Annotated in this window: 19 protein-coding genes; 15 read left to right on the forward strand and 4 right to left on the reverse strand. The window is 65.9% G+C overall.

Annotation, left to right across the window (positions count from 1 at the left end):
- The first annotated feature begins 2 nt into the window (after positions 1-2).
- From ACFY5D_RS12190 to ACFY5D_RS12250, 13 genes are all read left to right on the forward strand, one after another.
- Positions 3-1,388, forward strand: a complete 1,386-nt coding sequence (locus tag ACFY5D_RS12190; protein WP_387529865.1) for an acetyl/propionyl/methylcrotonyl-CoA carboxylase subunit alpha — start codon at positions 3-5, stop codon at positions 1,386-1,388.
- Between the two features lie 2 nt (positions 1,389-1,390).
- Positions 1,391-1,612 (forward strand): biotin/lipoyl-binding carrier protein, encoded by a 222-nt coding sequence (locus tag ACFY5D_RS12195; protein ID WP_387529867.1) that lies wholly within the window; start codon positions 1,391-1,393, stop codon positions 1,610-1,612.
- Between the two features lie 2 nt (positions 1,613-1,614).
- Positions 1,615-2,631: an NADPH:quinone oxidoreductase family protein gene (locus ACFY5D_RS12200; protein WP_387529870.1), complete on the forward strand. Its 1,017-nt coding sequence runs from the start codon at positions 1,615-1,617 to the stop codon at positions 2,629-2,631.
- Between the two features lie 72 nt (positions 2,632-2,703).
- Positions 2,704-3,828, forward strand: a complete 1,125-nt coding sequence (locus tag ACFY5D_RS12205) for an ABC transporter substrate-binding protein (RefSeq protein ID WP_387529873.1) — start codon at positions 2,704-2,706, stop codon at positions 3,826-3,828.
- Positions 3,829-3,833: 5 nt separating this feature from the next.
- The gene (locus tag ACFY5D_RS12210; RefSeq protein ID WP_387529876.1) at positions 3,834-4,910 is read left to right on the forward strand and encodes a phosphotransferase family protein; all 1,077 of its coding nucleotides are present in this window, start codon (positions 3,834-3,836) and stop codon (positions 4,908-4,910) included.
- The gene (locus tag ACFY5D_RS12215) at positions 4,911-6,167 is read left to right on the forward strand and encodes an acyl-CoA dehydrogenase family protein (RefSeq protein WP_387529879.1); all 1,257 of its coding nucleotides are present in this window, start codon (positions 4,911-4,913) and stop codon (positions 6,165-6,167) included.
- A 657-nt stretch (positions 6,168-6,824) separates the two neighbouring features.
- On the forward strand, positions 6,825-7,946 hold the full coding sequence (locus ACFY5D_RS12220) for an ABC transporter substrate-binding protein (protein WP_387529882.1): 1,122 nt from the start codon (positions 6,825-6,827) through the stop codon (positions 7,944-7,946).
- Between the two features lie 287 nt (positions 7,947-8,233).
- Positions 8,234-9,250 (forward strand): PDR/VanB family oxidoreductase, encoded by a 1,017-nt coding sequence (locus ACFY5D_RS12225; protein WP_387529885.1) that lies wholly within the window; start codon positions 8,234-8,236, stop codon positions 9,248-9,250.
- Positions 9,251-9,262: 12 nt separating this feature from the next.
- Complete coding sequence (locus ACFY5D_RS12230; protein WP_387529888.1) at positions 9,263-10,480, forward strand: cytochrome P450; 1,218 nt, start codon at positions 9,263-9,265, stop codon at positions 10,478-10,480.
- Between the two features lie 102 nt (positions 10,481-10,582).
- Positions 10,583-12,235 carry an amidase gene (locus ACFY5D_RS12235; protein WP_387529891.1) on the forward strand — a complete coding sequence of 551 codons (1,653 nt, stop codon included), beginning with the start codon at positions 10,583-10,585 and terminating at the stop codon, positions 12,233-12,235.
- A gap of 207 nt (positions 12,236-12,442) precedes the next feature.
- Complete coding sequence (locus tag ACFY5D_RS12240; RefSeq protein WP_387529893.1) at positions 12,443-12,760, forward strand: EthD domain-containing protein; 318 nt, start codon at positions 12,443-12,445, stop codon at positions 12,758-12,760.
- Positions 12,761-12,813: 53 nt separating this feature from the next.
- Positions 12,814-13,233, forward strand: coding sequence for a heme-binding protein (locus ACFY5D_RS12245; protein WP_387529896.1), 420 nt, complete (start codon positions 12,814-12,816; stop codon positions 13,231-13,233).
- A 50-nt stretch (positions 13,234-13,283) separates the two neighbouring features.
- The gene (locus ACFY5D_RS12250; RefSeq protein WP_387529899.1) at positions 13,284-13,895 is read left to right on the forward strand and encodes an NIPSNAP family protein; all 612 of its coding nucleotides are present in this window, start codon (positions 13,284-13,286) and stop codon (positions 13,893-13,895) included.
- An 88-nt stretch (positions 13,896-13,983) separates the two neighbouring features.
- Here the strand turns inward: ACFY5D_RS12250 and ACFY5D_RS12255 are convergent, their stop codons facing one another.
- From ACFY5D_RS12255 to ACFY5D_RS12270, 4 genes are all read right to left on the reverse strand, one after another.
- Entirely contained in the window at positions 13,984-15,186 is a 1,203-nt protein-coding gene (locus ACFY5D_RS12255; protein ID WP_387529902.1) for an acetyl-CoA C-acyltransferase, read from the reverse strand.
- 72 nt (positions 15,187-15,258) lie between these two features.
- Positions 15,259-15,732, reverse strand: a complete 474-nt coding sequence (locus ACFY5D_RS12260; protein ID WP_387529905.1) for a MaoC family dehydratase — start codon at positions 15,730-15,732, stop codon at positions 15,259-15,261.
- The gene (gene fabG / locus ACFY5D_RS12265) at positions 15,729-16,487 is read right to left on the reverse strand and encodes a 3-oxoacyl-ACP reductase FabG (RefSeq protein ID WP_387529908.1); all 759 of its coding nucleotides are present in this window, start codon (positions 16,485-16,487) and stop codon (positions 15,729-15,731) included. The genes ACFY5D_RS12260 and fabG overlap by 4 nt, the downstream gene beginning before the upstream one ends.
- A 55-nt stretch (positions 16,488-16,542) precedes the next feature.
- Complete coding sequence (locus tag ACFY5D_RS12270; RefSeq protein WP_387529911.1) at positions 16,543-17,196, reverse strand: histidine phosphatase family protein; 654 nt, start codon at positions 17,194-17,196, stop codon at positions 16,543-16,545.
- 694 nt (positions 17,197-17,890) lie between these two features.
- Between ACFY5D_RS12270 and ACFY5D_RS12275 the strand changes: the two genes are divergently transcribed.
- On the forward strand, positions 17,891-19,111 hold the full coding sequence (locus ACFY5D_RS12275; protein WP_387529913.1) for an acyl-CoA dehydrogenase family protein: 1,221 nt from the start codon (positions 17,891-17,893) through the stop codon (positions 19,109-19,111).
- A gap of 536 nt (positions 19,112-19,647) precedes the next feature.
- Positions 19,648-20,463: an oxepin-CoA hydrolase, alternative type gene (locus tag ACFY5D_RS12280; protein ID WP_387529916.1), complete on the forward strand. Its 816-nt coding sequence runs from the start codon at positions 19,648-19,650 to the stop codon at positions 20,461-20,463.
- Positions 20,464-20,529: the final 66 nt, after the last annotated feature.

Below are 20,529 nucleotides of genomic sequence, written 5' to 3' on the forward strand. Positions count from 1 at the left end.
TCATGAGTTCATTCCCGGATAGTCTGCTGATCGCCAACCGCGGCGAAATCGCACGACGCATCATCAGGACCGCCAAGCGCGTCGGTGTACGCACCGTCGCCATCTACCACCCGGTCGATGCGGGCCTCCCGTACGTCGCCGAGGCCGACCACGCCGTCCAGCTCGAGGGCGAGGTCCCGGTCAAGTCCTACCTGGACAAGGACCAGATCATTGCGATCGCCAAGGAACACGGCGCCACCGCAATCCACCCGGGCTACGGGTTCCTGGCCGAGAACGCCGGCTTTGCCCGCGACGTTGCCAACGCCGGGTTGACCTGGGTCGGCCCGTCGGCCGAGGTTATCGAGGTCATGGGTGACAAGGTCGAGTCCCGCCGTGCTGTTGCAGTCGCAGGCGTGCCGATTTCCGGCGACGCGGGTGCGGCGCTGAAGACCGGCGACGAGGCTGTTGCAGAGGCCGAGAAGGTCGGCTACCCGGTCATGGTCAAGGCCTCCTCCGGCGGTGGCGGCATCGGCATGGCCGTTGCCTACGACGCCGAGGAACTGCGCAAGGCGTTTGAGAGCACCAAGTCGATGTCCGAGCGCAGCTTTGGCTCCGACCGCGTCTTCATCGAGCGTTTCGTGCAGTCCGCACGCCACATCGAGATCCAGGTCCTGGGCCTGGACGACGGCACGATTGTCGGCTTTGGCGAGCGCGACTGCTCGACCCAGCGCCGCCACCAGAAGCTGATCGAGGAATCCCCGGCGCCGAACCTGGACCCGGAGATCCGCGCCCGCTTGATCCAGTGCGCCATCGACTCCGCGGCCGCCGTTGGCTACCGCAACGCGGGCACCGTTGAGTTCCTGCTCGACACCGTCACCGGGGACTTCGTGTTCCTGGAAATGAACACCCGCATCCAGGTTGAGCACCCGATCACCGAACTCACCCACGGTGTGGACCTGATCGAGCAGCAGCTGAGCATCGCGGCATCGGGCACCACCACCGCAGATTTCAACCCGGTGCAGCGAGGACACGCGTTCGAACTGCGCATCTGTGCGGAAGACCCCAAGAAGTTCTTCCCGCGCCCCGGCCCCATCGATGCATGGGTGGAGCCGACCGGTCCGGGTATCCGGGTTGATTCCGGCTACGTGGCCGGTACCGAGGTCACCCCGCACTTCGATTCGCTGGTTGCCAAGGTCTGCGCGTACGGGGAAACCCGCGAGGAGGCCCTGGCCCGCGCCATCAAGGCCAGCGAGGACTTCGAGATCGAGGGCCTGGTCACCAACCAGCCGTTCCTCGAGGAGATCCTCGCCGACGAGGAATTCACCGATGGACGCTACGACACCGGACTGGTGGAGCGCATCCAGATACGACTTAAAGAACAGGCCAAGCTGGCCAAAAGGAGTGCATGAAAATGGCAGAGACAATTGCGGCTGACATGGGCGCCAACGTGTGGAAGATCCTCGTGGCCCCGGGCGACAAGGTCGAGGAAGACGACGTCTTCATGATCCTCGAGGCCATGAAGATGGAAATCCCGGTCACGGCCGAGGACGCCGGCACCGTGCTTTCGGTTGACGTGGCAGAGGGCGACGTCGTGGCCCCCGGCCAGGCGCTGATCCAGTTCGAGTCGGAGTAACCATGTCGATCCCCAGCACCCTGAAGGCATGGTCGGTCACCGAACTCGGTGAACCCGTCGATGCCCTGCAGCTTGTTGAACGCGCGGTTCCGGTACCGGGCGAAGGCCAGGTCGTGGTGCGCGTGCTTGCCTCGGCCGCCAACTTCCCGGACGTGTTGATGTGCCGCGGCGTCTACCAGGTCAAGCCCGAACTGCCGTTCACCCCCGGTCGCGAGGTTTGCGCCGAGGTCGTTTCCACAGGCCCGGGCGTCACCCGTGCCGCGGTGGGCGACAGGGTGCTGGGCCTGACCACGCTTCCGCACGGCGGCTTCGCCGAGTACGCGCTGATGGACCAGGACAAGGTGCACCAGGCGCCCGAGTCGCTTGACGACGCGCAGGCCGCCAGCCTGTTCATCGGATACCAGACCGGCTGGTTCGGCCTGCACCGGCTGGCCCGGATCCAGCCCGGCGAGACGCTGCTGGTCCACGCCGCCGCGGGCGGGGTGGGCAGCGCAGCCATCCAGCTCGGCAAGGCTGCAGGCGCCAAGGTCATCGGCGTGGTCGGCGGGGAAGCCAAGGCAGAATACGCCCGGAAGCTCGGCGCGGACCTGGTCATCGACCGCCGCAAGGACGACTTCGTCGAGCAGGTCAAGGTGTTCACCGGCGGCAAGGGCGCGGACGTCATCTACGACCCGGTCGGCGGAGAGACCTACCAGCGCTCGACCAAGTGCATCGCATTCGAGGGCCGGATCATCGTCGTCGGCTTCGCCGGCGGGGAGATCCAGAAGGTTTCGTTGAACCACGCACTGGTGAAGAACTACTCGATCCTCGGCATCCACTGGGGCCTGTACAACACCAAGAACCCGGCGGCCGTCGACGACTGCCACAAGGAACTGGTCAGGCTGGCGGACTCCGGGGCGATTAGCCCCTTCGTCAGCGAACGGTTCACCTTGGACGGCGTCCCGGCGGGACTTCAGCGGCTTGCCGATGGCAAGACGGTGGGCCGAGTGGTCATGGAGCACGCGGGGAGCGACAGCTAGCCACGTTGTACCCAGGCCGGAAACGAGCACAGCTCAGGCCGTCAGGCACGAATCAACCAAACAGGAGTATGAATGTTTGAGTCACAGAATGGCGGATCGCCCTTGGGCGTTCTGCGGACGTTGGACAACGGGGTCTCGCGACGTTCAATGCTGAAGTACCTCGGCCTTGGCACTGCGGCACTTGGCTCGGTCCCGTTGCTGGCGGGCTGCGGCGGTTCCGGCGCAGGCACCGCCTCGGCCGGCCAGGCCCAGAAGTTCTCCGTCGCGTCGTTCCCCGGCGACGCCTACTTCTTTGATGCGGTCAACCTTGCCAACAAGGACTACGCGAACCACAAGCTCGAGGTCCCCAAGCACGTCAGCCCGCAAAGCGGCGTCCAGTCGTTCCAGCTGATGGTCGCCGGTGCCGTTGACGGGTACGCCGCCGACACGGGGCTCCTGATGGCAACCCACGCGAACAGCTCCAAGGGCAAGCGTCCGGTGCTCGTCGGCTTCCGTGCCGTCGAAACCACCTACGGGATCGTCGGCAGCAAGGATGTCACCTGGCCAAGCGCCGACGCGAGCTTCGAAGAGAAGATCCGCTCGCTGAAGGGCAAGAAGATCGGCGTCACGAGCGTCGGCTCGGGCGGCGACCTGCAGCTGAAGCTTGCCCTTGAGACGGCCGGAATGAAGTACGACGACGTCACGGCGCTTGCCGTGGGCCCCAGCGCCCAGGCGATCCCGAACCTGAAGGCCGGGCGCATCGACGCCTACGTCACCGTCCAGTGGACGTCGACGCGTTTCATCGCCCAGGAGACCGGCGGAACGATCGTGATCGACTTCGCCGAGGCGAGCGTGCCGGACAAGATGCGCAACCAGGCGGTGCTCGCGATTGCAGTCCGCGAGGAAATGGCGCAGCAGCACCCGGAGGTCGTCCAGAACTGGCTGGCCGCCCAGGACGACGCCCGCCAGTGGATCAAGAACAACAAGGCCGCAGCGGCCGAATTGCTCAACTCCAGCGGACTCGGCGGCAAGGCGCCCGACATCGCCACGGCATACATCGAGCACTACGTGACCGAGGTCGAACCGAAGCTCCAGCCGATGTTCAAGGCGCCGCGGGAAACCGTCGAGCACATGGCCGAACTGGCCCTGCGCTTCGGAAGCGTCAAGAAGGGTGCCATCACCTACGAACAGCTCGTTCCTGACTTCGCGAGGGCATGAGCGACATGACGAACATTGCAGAGGACCAAGACATTTCAACGCATACAGTTTCGCCGACCGGACTCGACCTCGACCGGGTCACCGACTGGCTGGCCAAGGAACTCCCCGGCGTGGTTGCCGGGGAACTCTCGGCCAGCCTGATCACCGGCGGGAAGTCGAACCTGACCTACGAGCTCACCGACGGGGTCCAGCAGTGGATCCTGCGTCGCCCGCCGCTGGGCACCATCATGGCCACGGCCCACGACATGCGCCGCGAGTACAAGATGGCGGATGCGCTGAGCACCACCAACGTCCCCGTCGCCAAGATGGTCGCCTACTGCGGCGACAAGGACGTGCTGGGCGCCGACTTCTACATCATGGAGCGGATCGAGGGCGTACCCTACAGGTACGCCGATGAACTCAAGGCGCTCGGCGAGGACCGCACGCGGGCCATCGGCACCGAGCTGGTGAGCACGTTGGCGAAGCTGCACAGCGTGGATCCGGCCCAGGCCGGACTGGGCGACTTCGGCCGGCCCGAGGGCTTCCTGGGACGTCAGGTGAAGCGCTGGAAGACCCAGCTCGATGCCTCGTTCACCCGCGAACTCCCCGGCGCCGACGAGCTGTACGAAAAGCTCGTTGCCGCAGTTCCGGAGAAGTCCGCATCGGGCATCGTCCATGGCGACTTCCGCCTGGACAACGTGCTGATGGGTGCCGACGACCTGCCCGCGGCTGTCATCGACTGGGAGATGGCCACGCTCGGGGACCCGCTGCTCGACCTGGCGCTGATGCTGACCTACCAGCGCCGCGCCAAGATCGTCGCCGGCCGTGAAACCACGGATCCGGCCACCTACGACGTCACCCTGGCGCCGGGATACCCCTCCGCGGAGGAGATCATGGCGCAATACGAAGCCGAGAGCGGACGCTCGCTGGACGGCTTCGGATTCCACCTGGGACTGGCCTGCTTCAAGCTCGCCGGGATCTCCGAGGGAGTCCGCTTCAGACACATCAACCGCCAGACTGTTGGCGAAGGCTTCGAGGATAGCGGCAGCACGGTTCCCTTGCTGCTGGAACTCGGACTCGAATCAATGAAGGAGTACAAGTAAATGGATTTCTCGACCGACGAGCGGACTGAACTGCTCAAGAAGGAACTTGTCGACTTCATGTACGGGTACGTGTACCCGAACGAGGAGGCGTTTGCGGAGGAGCTCAAGGGCATGCCGGACCCGTACGCGTGGTCCGAGTCGAAGATCCTGAACGAGCTTCGTGCCGAGGCCCGCAGCCGCGGGCTGTGGAACCTCTTCCTTCCCGGCGAAGAAGGTGCAGGGCTGACCAACGTGCAGTACGCGGCGCTGTCCGAGATCACCGGACGCGCCCGCACGCTGGCCCCGGCCGCACTGAACTGCGCGGCCCCGGACACCGGAAACATGGAGCTGCTGGCGCAGTTCGGCACCGAAGAGCAGAAGGAAAAGTGGCTCAAGCCGCTGCTCAACGGCGAGATCCGCTCGGCCTTCGCGATGACCGAGCCCAAGGTCGCATCCTCCGATGCAACCAACATCGAGACCTCGATCGTGCGTGACGGTGACGAATACGTGATCAACGGCTCCAAGTGGTTCATCACGGGCGCCATGAACCCCAACGCGAAGATCTTCATCGTGATGGGCAAGACCGACCCCACCGCCGAGCGCCACCGCCAGCAAAGCCAGATCCTGGTTCCGCGCGACACCCCCGGCCTGACCGTCAAGCGTGCCATGAAGATCTTCGGCTACGAGGACCACTACAACGGCGGCCACGCCGAGCTGGTGTTCGAGAACGTCCGCGTTCCGGTCACCAACATCATCGGCGGGGAGGGCGACGGCTTCGCCATCGCGCAGGCCCGTCTGGGCCCCGGACGCATCCACCACTGCATGCGTGCCATCGGCATGGCCGAGCGCGCCATCTCCATGATGTGCGAACGTGCGGATGACCGCGTGGCATTCGGCAAGAAGCTGAGCGACCAGGGCGTGATCCGCGACTGGATCGCCGAGTCCCGAGTCAAGCTCGAGCAGCTGCGCCTGATGGTCCTCAAGACCGCCTGGCTGATGGACACCGTGGGCAACAAGGAAGCCCACACCGAGATCCAGGCCATCAAGATCGCCACCCCGTCGACCGTGGAGTGGATCCTTGACAAGGCCATCCAGGTGCACGGCGCCGCGGGGCTCTCGCAGGACTTCTTCCTGGCCTCATCCTTCGCCTATGCGCGCACCATCCGGTTCGCCGACGGCCCGGACGAGGTCCACAAGAACTCCCTGGCCCGCAACGAGCTCAAGCGCCAGCGCGCCCGCCGTGAGGCCCGCGCGGCAGCGGCAGCAGCCAAGGCCTAACTGGTTCAAAATCCCCCGTACCGCCACCGCGGTACGGGGGATTTTTTGTGTCCACTCCCTGTTCAACAGTCGATAGCTGTCTGCTATCACCCTGCACTTGTTGTTGCGCTTCCAATGGGTCCATTCCTTGAAGAGACTTGGGTCACACCGGGTGTTCGAGTTCGCCGTCCGGATCCGATGCCCACAGTGAGGTGCTCCCACATGTCAGTTGAAACAGCCCGGACGCGTGGCTCCGACACTGGTATCGAATCCGCGGGATTGGTCCCGCAGGTGATCTCGAAGACGCTTGAGCCCACATTCGAAACCGCAATTGTTCGAGTCGACGGTTCCTGTTCGAGAGGCGGATCCCGGGTGCCAAATGCGCCGGGGAAAATGCCCAGACCGTGAATCCAGGCCGTGGATTGGCCAAGAACCACTTGGCCACGGGGATCCACTGGAGCCTGCAACACCGGAAATCTTGCGACGGACTGTCAACGCCGAGGGAAGCCGAGCAGTCGGGTGGATTTCGTGACAAGGTGCCCGCCGCACATCAATGTCTCGCCGATGGCGAGGCAGCGTGAGTATCGGCCATGGATCGTGCCGGGACCAGAGTCAACAAGATTTTGCATTCAAAGCAACCACTATCACCAAGCACGAATCAACCACACAGGAGAATGAATGTTTGAGTCAAAGAATGGCGGATCGCCTTTTGGCGGTCTGCGGGCATTGGACAACGGAGTCTCGCGCCGATCACTGCTGAAGTACGTCGGCCTGGGCACCGCAGCGCTTGGCTCTGCCTCGCTGCTGGCAGGCTGCGGGAGCAACGCGGCGCCTGCGGCGACCGGTGCCATGCAGAAGTTCGGCGTTGCGGCGTTCCCGGGCGATGCGTACTTCCTTGACACCATCAACCTGCAAAACAAGTTCTACACCTCGCACCAGCTCGAGGTTCCCAAGCACGTGACCCCGCAAAGCGGTGTCCAGGCATTCCAGCTGATGGTTGCCGGCGCCGCCGACGGTTACGCCTCCGATACCGGCCTGTTGATGGCGACCCACGCGAACAGCTCCAAGGGCAAGCGCCCGGTGCTGGTGGGCTTCCGGACCCTCGAAACCACCTATGGGATTGTTGGCGGCCCGAACAGCCAGTGGCCGGCCGCGGATGCAAGCTTCGAGGAGAAGATGCGCTCCCTGAAGGGCAAGAAGATCGGCGTCTCTGCCGTTGGCGCCGGCGGCGACCTGCAATTGCGGTTGGCCCTTGAGCTGGCGGGCATGAAGCCCGGCGACGTCACTGTGCTGGCCGTTGGTCCCACCGCCCAGGGGATCCCGAACATCAAGGCCAAGCGCATCGACGCCTACGTCACCGTCCAGTGGACGGCAACTCGCTTCATTGCCAAGGAAACCGGCGGAACGGTGTTGCTCGACTTCGCCGAAGCGGGTGCGCCCGATTTGATGCGCAACCAGGCGGTTGTGGCCATCGCTGTGCGCGAAGAGATGGCACAGAAGCAGCCCGAGGTGGTCCAGAACTGGTTGGCGGCGCAGGACGAGGCCAGCAAGTGGATCGGGGCAAACAAGGAAGCAGCGGCCAAGCTGCTCAACGACAACGGACTTGGCGGCAAGGGGCTGGAGATCGCCACGGAGTACGTGGAGCACTACGTCTCCGAGGTGCAGCCGAAGCTGAAGCCGATGTTCAAGGCGCCCCGGGAAACCGTGGAAAAGATGTCCGAACTCGCGCTGCGCTTTGGCAGCGTCAAGAAGGGCGACATCACCTACGAGCAGCTCGTCCCCGAATTCGCGCGCGCCTAGGCATGAGCCAGAGGGTGAATCGCACACCTGCCTGAACCCGGGTGCGTTGCCGGCCTGGTTGCAAACGGCCCGGATGGAGCCCGGGCCCCGCGGGCCCGTAACAAGCCCGCGCCAACGCCCCGGCAGGACCAACGTCCCCGTGTACCGCATACGCGGTACACGGGGACGTTTTTGCGTCAAAAACAGCCGCGGTTCGCTGTCAAGCAAACGTCGACTGCAGCGAGGCTATCACCTCGATAAGTCATGTGAGATTGCTTACAGCACCCGCCAGCACGCATGATCGAACCATGCCTACTACAGCCGCTTCGCTCCCGGTCGATGCCTCGCCGACCACCAAACCCGCTGTCGGCCGCCCGGGAATCCAGTCCTTGAGGGTGGCGCGGAAAGACGTCCTCGCCGACGGTGTCGTGCGGCTGAGGCTCGAAGAACCAAACAACGCCCGCGTCCCCGACTGGACGCCCGGCTCCCACATCGAACTCGTTCTCCCCACCGAGGACCAAGGGGCGCTCTCGCGCCACTACTCGCTGTGCGGGGACCGCTGGGACGCACAAGCCTACGAGGTCGCCGTGCTGCGCGAACCGAACTCACGCGGCGGATCGCACTACATCCACGACGTGCTCGCCGTCGGTGACATGATCACCGTGGGCACCCCGCGCAACAACTTCCTGCTCACCCAGGGCACCCGCTACGAATTCATCGCCGGCGGCATCGGGATCACCCCGATCATGACCATGATCGCCGCGGCCGAGAAGCTGGGCATCGACTGGCACCTGCACTACGGCGGCCGGACGCGCGCCTCGATGGCCTTCCTGGACGAGCTGGCCCAGTACGGCGACCGCGTCACCGTCTGGCCACAGGACGAACTCGGCCACCTGAACCTTTCCTTCCTCAACGAACCGATCGAGAACGGCCGCGTGTACTGCTGCGGCCCGGAGCCGCTGCTCAACGCCGTGGCCGGGGCGGCCTCCGAGTGGCCCAAGTGGGCGGTGCGCTTCGAGCGCTTCGTGCCGGCCACCCAGCCGCCACCGGTGCGCACCGAGCCGTTCGAGCTTGAACTGGTCCGCTCCAAGAAGTGCGTCACGGTCGGCAGCAATGAAACCGTCCTGTCGGCCCTGGGCAATGCGGGGGTTCCGGTGCTTGCCTCCTGCATGGAGGGAGTCTGCGGCACCTGCGAGGTCTCAGTCCTGCGCGGAACCCCCGAGCACCGCGACTCGCTGCTCAACGACGGCGAACGCGCGAAGAACGACCGGATGTTTGTCTGTGTCTCGCGTTCCATCACCGACAAACTCGTCCTGGATCTTTAGGAGATACCCCCAATGACTGCCCCCACCCAATGCCCGGTGAACCACGGGACCATCCCCGTCCTTGACGACGATCCGTTCTCCCCGGAAATCCTGGAAAACCCGGTGCCGTTCCAGGAACGCATGCGCGAAGCCGGACCGGTCGTCTTCCTGTCCAAGTACAACGTCCACGCCATGGGCGGGTACGCGGAGCTCTCAAGCGCCGTGGCCAACTGGCAGGGTCTTTCCTCCGGTTCCGGCGTAGGCCTCAACGAGCCGTGGCGCGCCCGCGGCCTGCTGCAGATGGACCCGCCGGAACACGACGCCCCGCGCGAGGTGCTCCAGGAAATCCTCTCCTCGCGTGCGCTGCGCGCCATGAAGGACAACTGCCTGGAACGTGCAGGAACGCTGATCGACGAGATCCTGCAGGGCACCACCTCCGGCCAGCAGATCGAAATCGACGGCCACGGCCAAATCGGCTCGGTCTTCCCGGTGAACTTCTTCCCCGACGCTTCCGGCATCGACGAGACGGGCCGCGAGAACCTGGTCCCGTACGCCGACCACGTGTTCAACTCGCTGGGCCCGACCAACGACCTGGTCAAGAAGGGCGAATGCCGTGCAGCTGAGCTTCAGGAATGGGCCACGGCCAAGTGCCAGCGCGAGAACCTGAAGCCCGAGGGCTTCGGCGCTGACATCTGGGCCGCCGCCGACCGCGGCGAGATCCTGCACGAACACGCACCGCTGCTGACCCGCTCGCTGCTTTCGGCCGGCGTTGACACAACTGTCTACGGCATCTCGGGCCTGCTCTACGCCTTGGCAACCCACCCCGAGCAGTGGGAGGCGCTGCGCGCCAACCCGGGGTTGGCGCGCGTGGCCTTCGACGAGTCGTTGCGCTGGGAATCCCCGGTGCAGCAGATCTTCCGCAAGACCACCACGGAGGTGAACTTCGGGGGAACCACCATCCCCGCCGAGAGCCGCGTCCTGCTGTGCTTCGCCGCGGCAAACCGCGACCCGCGCCGCTGGGAAAACCCGGACAAGTTCGATCTCTCGCGCGACCCGTCCGGGCACCTGTCCTTCGGCATGGGCATGCACCAGTGCGTGGGCCAGCATGCGGCACGCCTGCAGGCGGCATCCCTGCTGGAGAAGCTGATCCCGCGTGTGAAGAGCATCGAGCTTGCCGCACCGATCGGACGCCAGCACAACAACACGCTGCGCGGCATTGCCAGTGTCCCGCTGCGCCTGACGCTCGCCTAGGTAGATCCCTTAGGTGTGTGCACGCCGGCATCGGGGAGGGACCCCTCGATGCCGGCGGGGGTGTGCACCGTGATTCACAACGAACACCAAGGAGCTTGACGCATGACCGCTTCCGTTGAAACCACCGGGCTCCACCAACTGACACTGGCGCAAGCGGGGGAGCTCATCGGCTCGCGTCGGCTCTCCCCGGTCGAGTACGTCGAGGTGCTGGTCGCCCGCGCCGAGGCCGTCGACGGGCAGGTTCAGGCGTATGTCACCCGGACCTTCGAGCATGCGCTCGACGGGGCACGCAAGGCGTCCGACGAGATCGCGGCCGGCCGCTACCGGGGTCCGCTGCACGGCATCCCCTTTGCGCTCAAGGACTGCATCAACACCGCGGGCATCCCGACCACCGCGCATTCCCGGGTGCTGGCGGACAACGTGCCGGCCCGGGACGCCGCGGTGACCCGGAAGCTGCAGGATGCCGGCGCACTGCTGATGGGCAAGCTGGCGCTTTTCGAGTTTGCCCATGGCGGACCGTCGTTCGACCTTCCCTGGCCGCCGCCGCGAAACCCCTGGGACCCGACCCGCGTCACGGGAGGCTCCTCGAGCGGCTCGGCCGCGGCGATCGCCGCGGGCATGGTGCCGGCAAGCATCGGCACCGACACCGGCGGCTCGATCCGCGTTCCCGCATCGCGCTGCGGCATCACCGGCCTGATGCCGACCCCCGGGCTGGTCGGCCGCTCCGGGGTGATTCCCCACTCGCACACCTTCGACCGCAGCGGCCCCATGGCGCGGACCGCCAAGGACTGCGCGATCCTGCTCCAGGAAATCGCGGGCCACGACCCGGCGGACCCCGCCAGCGTGGCCCGCGGGATCCCCGACTACGTCGGCGCCCTAACCGGGGACCTGCGCGGCCTGCGGATCGGGGTGCTGCGGCACAACTGGGAGGAAGAGGTCGCGGCAAGCACTGATGAGCGCCGGGCCATGGAAGTTGCCATGGGCGTGCTGGAGGAACTCGGCGCCACGCTGGAGGACTGCCGGATCCGGCCGATGCAAAGCTACGGCGACATCAAGACGATTATCGCCGAAACCGAGGTGCTCAACGTGCACCAGCCGGAGCTGATCGCGCGCCCGGACCACTTCGGCGACGACATCCTGGGCCGCATGCTGCCGGCCGTGCTGTTCACGGCCAACGACCTCATCCGGGCCGGGCGCGAACACCAGCGCGCCATCGCCGAGATGCAGCCTCTGTACCAGCGCTTCGACGCCTTCATCACCATCTGCTCGGGGGAGGCCCCGACCTTCTCCGCGCACGACCCACTGGCCTTCTGGAAGCATTCCAACCACTTCACCGCCGCCAACGTCACCGGCCAGCCGGTCCTCGCGCTGCCCAACGGATTCGGTTCCGGCGGGCTCCCGCTGGGCATGCAGATCCTCGGCCGGCCATTCGGCGAGGCGACGGTCCTGCGCATCGGCCACGCGTACCAGATGGCCACGGGGTGGCACCTGAGGCATCCCGAACTGGCCGCCGGCGCCGCTGCGCCGCCGGTCGAGGAACCGACATCGACCGCGGGAACCCTGGGGGACGTCGACCCGGCGCTGCGCGAGGCGTGCCTTGCGGCGGCCGGCCGGGCCGGCCTCGACCTGGACGGGCGCCTGCTCGAGCAGCTGCTGGAGGGCGCACCCTACGCCCTCGCGATGGCAGACCGCATGCCGCGCGACCACGCCTACGCCGAGGCACCGGCCAACGTGTTCTCGCTCCGCTCGTCCTGAACCCTTCCCGCACCCGCGCCGACCGCGGGATGCGCCGGAGCGCAAACAATTGAACACTTCCTGTTGAGCATCACCCCTTGACCTCGCCCGTTGGACATCCAGCAACGGGCGACCCATAAAGAATGCCGCCGACGCGGGGCAACGGCCTGCACCGAAGTGCCGGGCCGTCGCGCCCGCGGCCACGGCGGCCGTCGAAAGGTAAGGCACGTGAAGGAAAACACCGAGTACATGTGGCTCGTCCAGCTGGACATCCCGGAGGAGCTCGACGACGAGTTCAACCGCATCTACAACGACGAGCACGTTCCATTCATCGCCAAGGTCCCGGGTGTCCTGGGCGTCCAGCGCTACGTCCTGGAACGGCCGAACGCGGGCGTGCAGCGCTACGCAACGGTCTACCGCGTCGATTCCCCGGACCTGCCGCAGACCCCGGAGTGGAGGGCCGCATCCGCACAGGGCGAATGGGCCTCGAAGATCAGGCCGCACACCTCCAACGCCTCGCTGTCCATGTTCCGGGCCATTCCCTAGCCCGTCCGCGACTTCAGAAACCCCTTTTTCCGAAACCACCCGAAAGACAGGTCATGACACTCACCCTCGCACAGGCAAACCTCGTCATTGCAAGCGCCATCGACAAGGCCACGGAATTGGACATCAGGATCAGCGTCTCGGTCTGTGACGCCGGCGGCCGGCTCCTCGCCTTCGGGCGGATGGACGGCGGGCACTGGGGCGCCGGCTATGGCTCGCAGGGCAAGGCCGTCGCCTCCGCCGGCTTCGCCAAGCCCAGCGGCCTGCTTGCCGAGCGTGCCGCCTCGCCGATCATGTCCGGCATCGCCCAGGCCGAGGGCGGGCACATCTTCTACGCCAAGGGCGCCGTCCCGATCTTCAGCGACGGCATCCTGGTCGGTGCCTGCGGCGTGGGTGGCGGCACCGGCGAGCAGGACGAAGAATGCGCCGGCGCCGGCGTCGCCGCGCTGGACGGGCTGCCGAGCCTTCGCGGTTGAGCAGCCCCGACACCGAGAACCCGTTCGACCAACACGAGAAGGAAATGCCAATGATTTACGAAATCCGTTCCTACCAGGTGGATTCGGAGAACGTGCCGGAGTTCGAGCGGCGGTTCGGCTTCGGGTACGTCGACCGTGCCGAGTTCTCGCAGCTGGCCGGCTTCTGGCGCACCACGGACCAGCCGCAGAGCGAAGTGATCCACGTGTGGCCCTACCAGGACCAGGCCGAGCGCACCGAGCGGCGCGCGCTCGCCGCCCAACACCCGAACTGGCCGCCGGCAACGGGCGGATTCGTCGACCGCATGATGGTGGAACTGGTCATCCCGTTCGACTTCGTCGAGGAACCGGTGCCCGCTGCAGTCGGGCCGGTCTTTGAGATCCGCTACGACTACTTCAGGGTCGCGGACCTGCGCGCCGCCGGAGATGCCTGGTCGAACGCGATCCAGGAGCGCAGCAAGCATGATTCGCTCGTGCTGGCCGGGCGCCTGGAGTTCGGGCAGACCAACGGGATCGTCCAGATCTGGGCGCACCCCGACGAGGAACACCGCGCGCGGGCCGTCGCGGCCGCCGGGGCCGGGGCCACGCGTCCGGCCGACTGCCCGGCACCGCTCTCCACGTTGGTGAAGCGGCTGGCCCCGGCGGAGTTCTCCCCGCTGCAATAGCGGGTTGAAAACGACTGCGGGCGGTTCCCCCGGTATGATGCCCGGGGGAACCGCCCGCAGTCGTTTCCGCGGTGTTTGGCGAGCCCGCTTAGCGCGCGACCTCGAAGAGGCCCGCGGCTCCCATGCCGCCGCCCACACACATCGAAACCACCACGAACTGCGCATCGCGGCGCCGGGCCTCGAGCAGCGCGCTGCCCACGGCCCGCGATCCCGTCATCCCGTACGGGTGCCCCAGGGCGATCGCGCCGCCGTTGACATTCATCTTCTCCGGGTCGATCCCCAGGAAGTCCCGGCAGTAGACCGCCTGGGAGGCGAAGGCCTCGTTCAGTTCCCAGATCCCGATGTCGTCAACGGTGAGCCCGTGGTTCTTCAGGAGCCGGGGGATGGCCGTGACGGGACCGATCCCCATCTCGTCGGGTTCGCACCCGGTCACGGCGATGCCGCAGTAGTAGCCAAGCGGAGCCAGGCCCAGGGACGCGGCGTAGTCGCTGTTCATCAGGACGTTCGCCGAGGCCCCGTCGGACAGCTGCGAGGCGTTGCCCGCCGTCACGGTGGGATTCGCCGTGAATTCACCGGGCTTCAGGACCGTGCGGAGGCCCGAGAGCGTTTCGAACGTGGTTCCGGCGCGCACGCCCTCATCCTGGGAGACGAGTTGCTCGGTTTCGCTGACTTCGCCGCTATCCTTGTCGGTCTTCAGCGTCGTCACCCAGATCGGCGCGATCTCGTCGTCGAACCTGCCGCTCGCCTGGGCGCTTGCGGCCCGCTGCTGGGACGCCGCAGCCATCGCATCCTGCGCCTCGCGGCTGACGCCATAGCGTTCGGCCACGAGCTCGGCGGTGCGCAACATCGGCAGGTAGGTGCCGGGGATGTTGGCCTCGAGCCAGGAATCACGGATCCGGTACTTGTTGTAGTGCTCGTTCTGCACCAGCGAAATGGATTCGACGCCGCCGCCGATTGCCACATCCATGGAATCGAAAAGGATCTGCTTGGCCGCCGTGGCGACCGCCATCAGGCCGGAGGAGCACTGCCTGTCGATGGTCTGCCCGGGAACCGTCACCGGCAGGCCGGCGCGCAGCGCGCCCTGGCGGGCGACGTTGAAGCTTTGCGTGCCCTGTTGCACGGCCGCACCCATGACGACGTCCTCCACCAGCGACGGGTCGATTCCGGTCTTGGCCAGTGCCGCGGCAATCGCATGCCCGGCCAGCTCAGGTGCCGAGGTGTTGTTGAAGGCCCCGCGGTGCGCCTTGCCGATCGGGGTGCGGGCGGTGGCGACGATGGCTGCTCTGGGCATGGTGGTTCTCCTTCGGGAAGAGGGTTCTACGGAGTATGCGGGGCAGCGAGGGGCGAGCGATCCTGCCGTGGACTAAGCGGCAGGGGCCTCGTAGAGCCGGGAGACGACCTCGGCGACACAGCCGGGCTTCTTCGCTTCCCCGTTGAATTCCTGCTCGACGGTGACCTGGACGGTCGACTGGGCCCACTTGTCCTCGCGCTCGACGGACACCAGTTTGACCCGGCCGCGCACGCGCGAGCCGACCAAAACTGGGGCCGGGTAGCGGACCTTGTTTGATCCGTAGTTTACGCCCATGGACAGCCCGTCGATGCGGTACGTGTTGAACATGAATCCGGAGACCAGCGAGAGCGTCAGGTAGCCGTGGACCAGCGTGGTGCCGAACGGGCCGGTGGCGGCACGCTCGGTGTCGACGTGGATCCACTGGTGGTCGTTGGTCACCTTGGCGAACGCGTCGATGTCTTCCTGGGTGATGGTGCGCCATTCGGTGACGCCGATTTCCTCACCCACAAGCTGTGCGAAGTCGTCGATGCCGTTGAAGATCCTCATGCCTTCGGGCCACCCGCCACGTACAGCACCTGGCCGGAAACGAACCCGGCGTTCTCGGAGGCGAAGAAGGACACGGCATTGGCGATGTCCGCGGGCTTCCCGGTGCGGCGCACCGGGATCGCGGCGGCGGCCTTGGCCGTGAACTCCTCGAAGGTGATGCCCATGCGCTCGGCGGTGGAGGCCGTCATGTCGGTTTCGATGAAGCCCGGGGCGATCGCGTTGGCCGTGACGCCGAACGGGCCAAGCTCCAGGGCAAGGGTCTTGGTGAAGCCCTGCATGCCGGCCTTGGCGGCCGAGTAGTTGGCCTGGCCGCGGTTGCCCAGCGCCGAGGTGCTCGAGAGGTTCACGATGCGCCCCCACTTGGCCTCGACCATGTGCTTCTGGGCGGCGCGCGCCATCAGGAAGGAGCCGCGCAGGTGCACGTTCATGACCAGGTCCCAGTCTGAGACCGACATCTTGAAGAGCAGGTTGTCACGGATGATGCCTGCATTGTTGACCACGACGGTGGGTGCACCCAGTTCGTCTGCGGTGCGGGCGACGGCCGCGTCGACCGCTGCCTCGTCGGAGATGTCGGCGACGATGCCGATGGCCGAGTGGCCCTGGGCGCGCAGGTCGCTGGTGAGGGCGTCGAGGCCCTTCTGGTCGAGGTCGATCGCCGCGACGTTGAATCCGTCGGAAGCAAGGCGGCGCGCAATGTCGGCGCCGATGCCTCGTCCGGCACCGGTGACGATTGCCGTGCGCTTTTGTTCAGTCATGGTGAAACCTGTTCCTTGTGTCGGGGGTGAAGTGAAAGCTTGTTCCCTGGCCGCCCTAGCGGTAGGTGATCCAGGAGCTGGGAAGGTGGCCGTGGTCGTTGAACGTCACCATCGTCTTCCCGGAGGCGCCGGAGACGATCTTGGTGACGCCGGAATTCACGGTGACCCGGTTCAGCGCGAGCCATTGCTCGAATCCGCCGTTCAGCAGCCGGGCCGCGGCCCAGGCGATGACGCCGGAGCTCGAGACCACGACCGCGCTCTGCCCGGATCCGAGCCCGTCGACGGCCCTGTCGAGGGCGCCGTCGACCCGGTCGGTGAATGCGGTGAACGTTTCGAGGTAGTCGGCGTCGTGGTCGCCGGATGCCCAGCGGGTTGAGGCCTTTTCGAGCAGGCGCTGGAAGGCCCGTGAATCGCTCTTGGCGCTCGGGTCGTCCGTGGGATAGGCGCCGATTACCGCGGAGGCGTTGAATTCGTCCCAGCCCGGGTCGATGTCGAGCTTCGTGTCCCAGCCGGCGGCCTCGATGAGCCCCTGGGCCGTCTGGCGCTGGCGCTTCATGTCGCCGCTGGTGATGCTGGTCGGGGTGGTCCCGGCCCGCATCAGGAAGGTGCCGAGGGACTGACTCTGGTCCTTGCCGCGGGGCGACAGGCGGTCATAGTCCTCGGTGCCGAAAGATGCTTGTCCGTGCCGGACCAAGTAGAGAACGCTCACAGGCAGGACGCTAGCCCAACAAGACTCTCGTCCGGTAGCTTTTGCCCGCTATAGCCGCGATAGGTGGAGTCGCCTACGCCCCGGCGCTGCGGCCGGGGCGTGAGCCAGTGAGCGTTGAAACTGGCGGTGATGCGCTGTTGGCTGGCGCCGGGGTGGCGTGCGTTATTTAAGTACGGGCCTGCCAATGCCGGCTGAACCGACCGTGCACGAAGAGAGCCTTCCTCAGGGCATGGGGCCGCACCTATCACGGTGATTGGCTGAAGCGCTCGGGCCAAGGCCCGTGCCGGGGCCTGCGCACCGTCAATCCGGGCTGCTGGAAACGACGGGACCGAGTGGAACCCGAGACGATAATTCGTGGATATCATGCGGAATTTTGCGTCTTGCGAGGCTGCCACCGGTGACCTTCGTGCCGGATCAAGATGTGTCAAGGGTTGCGTTCAGGGGCTTGCTCCAATGCCGGTCCGGGGGCTGCCGGCCTCGTTCCGTGTGGCCGTCACGCTTGTTAGTGTGGTCTGCACTACACTGCGGCAACTCTCCGTGGGTGAAAGGGCCCAGGGCGTTACCGACGCCCGGGGTATGGGGCGGCGGGTTTTGATAGGCATGCCGCCTCTCCTGTTCCTGCCGTTGGTGCCCTTGCCGTTGAGGCTTCCGGGTAACTACTTATCCCGATGGAAACGAAAAGAAAGTATGGACCATGACCTCGGTTATTGACCACCCGGACTATTTCTTGCTTGATGCGGATCTCACCGATGCCGACCGGGCGCTCCGCGACCGGGTACGTGCCTTTGGCCAGACAAGCATTGAACCAATCATCAACGATTACTGGGAACGCGCAGAATTTCCGCGCGAGGTCATTCCGGGTCTCCGCGATCTTGGAATCATCGGCACCTTCATCAAGGGCTACGACTGCCCCGGCTTCTCCCGCCAGGCGGCAGGAATCGTGGCCCGCGAAATGGGCCGCATCGACGGTTCGGTCAACACCTTCCTGGGTGTGCACTCGAACCTGTGCATGGGCTCGATCTACATGCTGGGCAACGAGGAACAGCGCCAGCGCTGGCTGCCGGCCATGGCACGCCTTGAAAAGACCGGTGCGTTCGCACTGACCGAGCCGCTCCACGGTTCGGACTCGGTGTCCCTGGAAACCTCGGCGCGTCTCGAAGGCAACACCTGGGTGCTGAATGGCCACAAGCGCTGGATCGGCAACGGCCACGAAGCGGACGTCATTGTGGTGTTCGCCCGCGACGAGGCCGACGGAAACGTGAAGGCCTTCATCGTGGAACGCCAGGCCTCGGGTGAGTACCCGGCTGGCTACAACCCAACGCCGATCGTTGGCAAGATCGGCAAGCGTGCCATCCTGCAGGCTGACATCGTCATTGAGAACCTGCGTATCCCGACCGAGAACCGCCTGGAAAACTGCGAATCCTTTGACGGTGTCAACCGCGTGTTGAAGGCGACCCGCGGCGGCGCCTCGTGGGAGGCCGTGGGCCATGGCATGGCGGCCTTCGAGATGGCGGCCAAGTACGCGCTGCAGCGCGAGCAGTTCGGGGCGCCCATCGGCAGCTACCAGCTGGTCCAGGAGAAGCTGGCCACGATGCTTTCGGACCTGACCAGCATGCAGCTGATGTGCACCCGCATGGCGGAGCTGCAGGAGCGCGACGAGCTGACCGCGCCGATGGCTTCCTTGATCAAGATGACGACCTCGCGCAAGGCCTTGGCCATGTGCCGGGAGGCCCGCGACATGATGGCCGGCAACGGCATGCTGCTGGAGAACCACGTGGCACGCCACCTGACCGACATGGAAGTCGTCTCCACCTACGAGGGCACCGATTCCATGCAGGCACTGATCGTGGGTCGCGACATCACCGGAATCTCGGCGTTCACCCGCAAGCAGTCGCTGCAAACCGCAGCCCGATAAGCAGTGGTCCCCGCCGGCCGGGGAACGCAATAGAATCGCGACGAAGTCAGGGCACAAGATCCCGTGCTCTGGCTTCGTCGCGCTTGGCATACGGTTTGAGGGTGGCAACAGGACTACACGGACCTCTTGCCTCCCACGATGGGCGGCGGGATCCGACTTGGATTCCTGCCCCTTTGACGCGCCCGGTGTTACAGTCGCGTTTGCAGGGTGTGGCTCCGGGCACCGTAGCGGTGGAGTTGCGCCCGGTGCTGGTGTTTTCGATGCAAGAAGGGAACGACGGGCCGCGGCCTGCGACGTGGGCATCCCCACCAGTGCGTCGGCCCGCCTGCAGGCCGCATGCCTGCTGGGGCAGCTTGGTTGCCCGGGCCATGACCATCGAACCAAGGCCGTGCGGTGCCCGCCGGCCCGCGACCGTACCGCCGGCAACGCAGCACGTAGTGTGTACGCCCGGCCCCGCCATGCGGCACCGCAGCACTGAGTGCGGACGAGTAGTTCCATCAGCTCCGTTACACAAACTTTGGACAGGAATCGGCCCCATGACCACCGATGTTATATTGACCCGCACCGAAGGCGCGGTCTTGGTACTGACAATCAACAACCCCGCCACGCGCAATTCGATCGGACCCGAGTTCTTCCGGGCGGCCAGCGAAGCGCTGGCCGGGGCAACCGGCGACCCTGCCGTGGGTGCAGTGGTCATTGCGGGTGCAGGGGATTTCTTTTCCTCCGGCGGCAACCTCAACCAGCTTGCCGCCACTAGGGAGATAACCCCCGAAGCCCGCCGCGCGCGGCTCGAATTGCTGCATGGGCTCATCCGGGAGATCAGGAGAAGCCCGAAGCCCGTCATCACCGCGGTGGAAGGCGGGGCCGCCGGAGCGGGCATGTCGCTGGCACTTTCCGGGGACCTTATGGTGGCTGCCCGCAATGCCTTCTTCGCTGCTTCCTACGTCAAGGCGGGGTTGACTCCCGACGGCGGGCTGACCGCGCTGCTTGCCGAATCCGTGCCGCGCCAGCTGCTGACCCAGATTTGCCTGACCGGGGAGCGCGTCTCCGCGGAGCGGATGAACGCACTCGGCGTTGTCACCACCCTGACGGAGCCCGGCCGTGCGGAGGCCGCTGCCATCGAAATGGGCCGCCAATTGGCACAAGGCCCGGAACGCGCCACCGGCCGGATCCTCGACCTGTGCCGTACCGCTCCCATTCTTCCACTGGAGGAACAGATGGACCGGGAAGCCCAGTCCATGGTGGCTAGTCTCGGTGACCCCGAAGCGGTCGAAGGCATTGCCGCTGTGCTGGGGCGCCGCAGCACCGATTTCGTTTCCCTGCGCCGGACGGCCCGGCAAGGGGGAGCGTAGGATCCAAGCCCCCAATGGTTTGTGGTTCGCTCCCGCTTGGGAGTGACGTGCTTGGGAGTCGTGCTC

Origin of the sequence: Paeniglutamicibacter sp. NPDC012692, assembly GCF_042901625.1 — a bacterium.
Lineage (GTDB): Bacteria > Actinomycetota > Actinomycetes > Actinomycetales > Micrococcaceae > Paeniglutamicibacter.

Excerpts from the sequence above, each read along its gene's own strand:
- ACFY5D_RS12190 (WP_387529865.1), top strand. The coding sequence starts at position 3 with ATGAGTTCATTCCCGGATAGTCTGCTGATCGCCAACCGCGGCGAAATC.
- ACFY5D_RS12195 (WP_387529867.1), top strand. The coding sequence starts at position 1,391 with ATGGCAGAGACAATTGCGGCTGACATGGGCGCCAACGTGTGGAAGATC.
- ACFY5D_RS12200 (WP_387529870.1), top strand. The coding sequence starts at position 1,615 with ATGTCGATCCCCAGCACCCTGAAGGCATGGTCGGTCACCGAACTCGGT.
- ACFY5D_RS12205 (WP_387529873.1), top strand. The coding sequence starts at position 2,704 with ATGTTTGAGTCACAGAATGGCGGATCGCCCTTGGGCGTTCTGCGGACG.
- ACFY5D_RS12210 (WP_387529876.1), top strand. The coding sequence starts at position 3,834 with ATGACGAACATTGCAGAGGACCAAGACATTTCAACGCATACAGTTTCG.
- ACFY5D_RS12215 (WP_387529879.1), top strand. The coding sequence starts at position 4,911 with ATGGATTTCTCGACCGACGAGCGGACTGAACTGCTCAAGAAGGAACTT.
- ACFY5D_RS12220 (WP_387529882.1), top strand. The coding sequence starts at position 6,825 with ATGTTTGAGTCAAAGAATGGCGGATCGCCTTTTGGCGGTCTGCGGGCA.
- ACFY5D_RS12225 (WP_387529885.1), top strand. The coding sequence starts at position 8,234 with ATGCCTACTACAGCCGCTTCGCTCCCGGTCGATGCCTCGCCGACCACC.
- ACFY5D_RS12230 (WP_387529888.1), top strand. The coding sequence starts at position 9,263 with ATGACTGCCCCCACCCAATGCCCGGTGAACCACGGGACCATCCCCGTC.
- ACFY5D_RS12235 (WP_387529891.1), top strand. The coding sequence starts at position 10,583 with ATGACCGCTTCCGTTGAAACCACCGGGCTCCACCAACTGACACTGGCG.
- ACFY5D_RS12245 (WP_387529896.1), top strand. The coding sequence starts at position 12,814 with ATGACACTCACCCTCGCACAGGCAAACCTCGTCATTGCAAGCGCCATC.
- ACFY5D_RS12250 (WP_387529899.1), top strand. The coding sequence starts at position 13,284 with ATGATTTACGAAATCCGTTCCTACCAGGTGGATTCGGAGAACGTGCCG.
- ACFY5D_RS12255 (WP_387529902.1), bottom strand. The coding sequence starts at position 15,186 with ATGCCCAGAGCAGCCATCGTCGCCACCGCCCGCACCCCGATCGGCAAG.
- ACFY5D_RS12260 (WP_387529905.1), bottom strand. The coding sequence starts at position 15,732 with ATGAGGATCTTCAACGGCATCGACGACTTCGCACAGCTTGTGGGTGAG.
- fabG (WP_387529908.1), bottom strand. The coding sequence starts at position 16,487 with ATGACTGAACAAAAGCGCACGGCAATCGTCACCGGTGCCGGACGAGGC.
- ACFY5D_RS12275 (WP_387529913.1), top strand. The coding sequence starts at position 17,891 with ATGACCTCGGTTATTGACCACCCGGACTATTTCTTGCTTGATGCGGAT.
- ACFY5D_RS12280 (WP_387529916.1), top strand. The coding sequence starts at position 19,648 with ATGACCACCGATGTTATATTGACCCGCACCGAAGGCGCGGTCTTGGTA.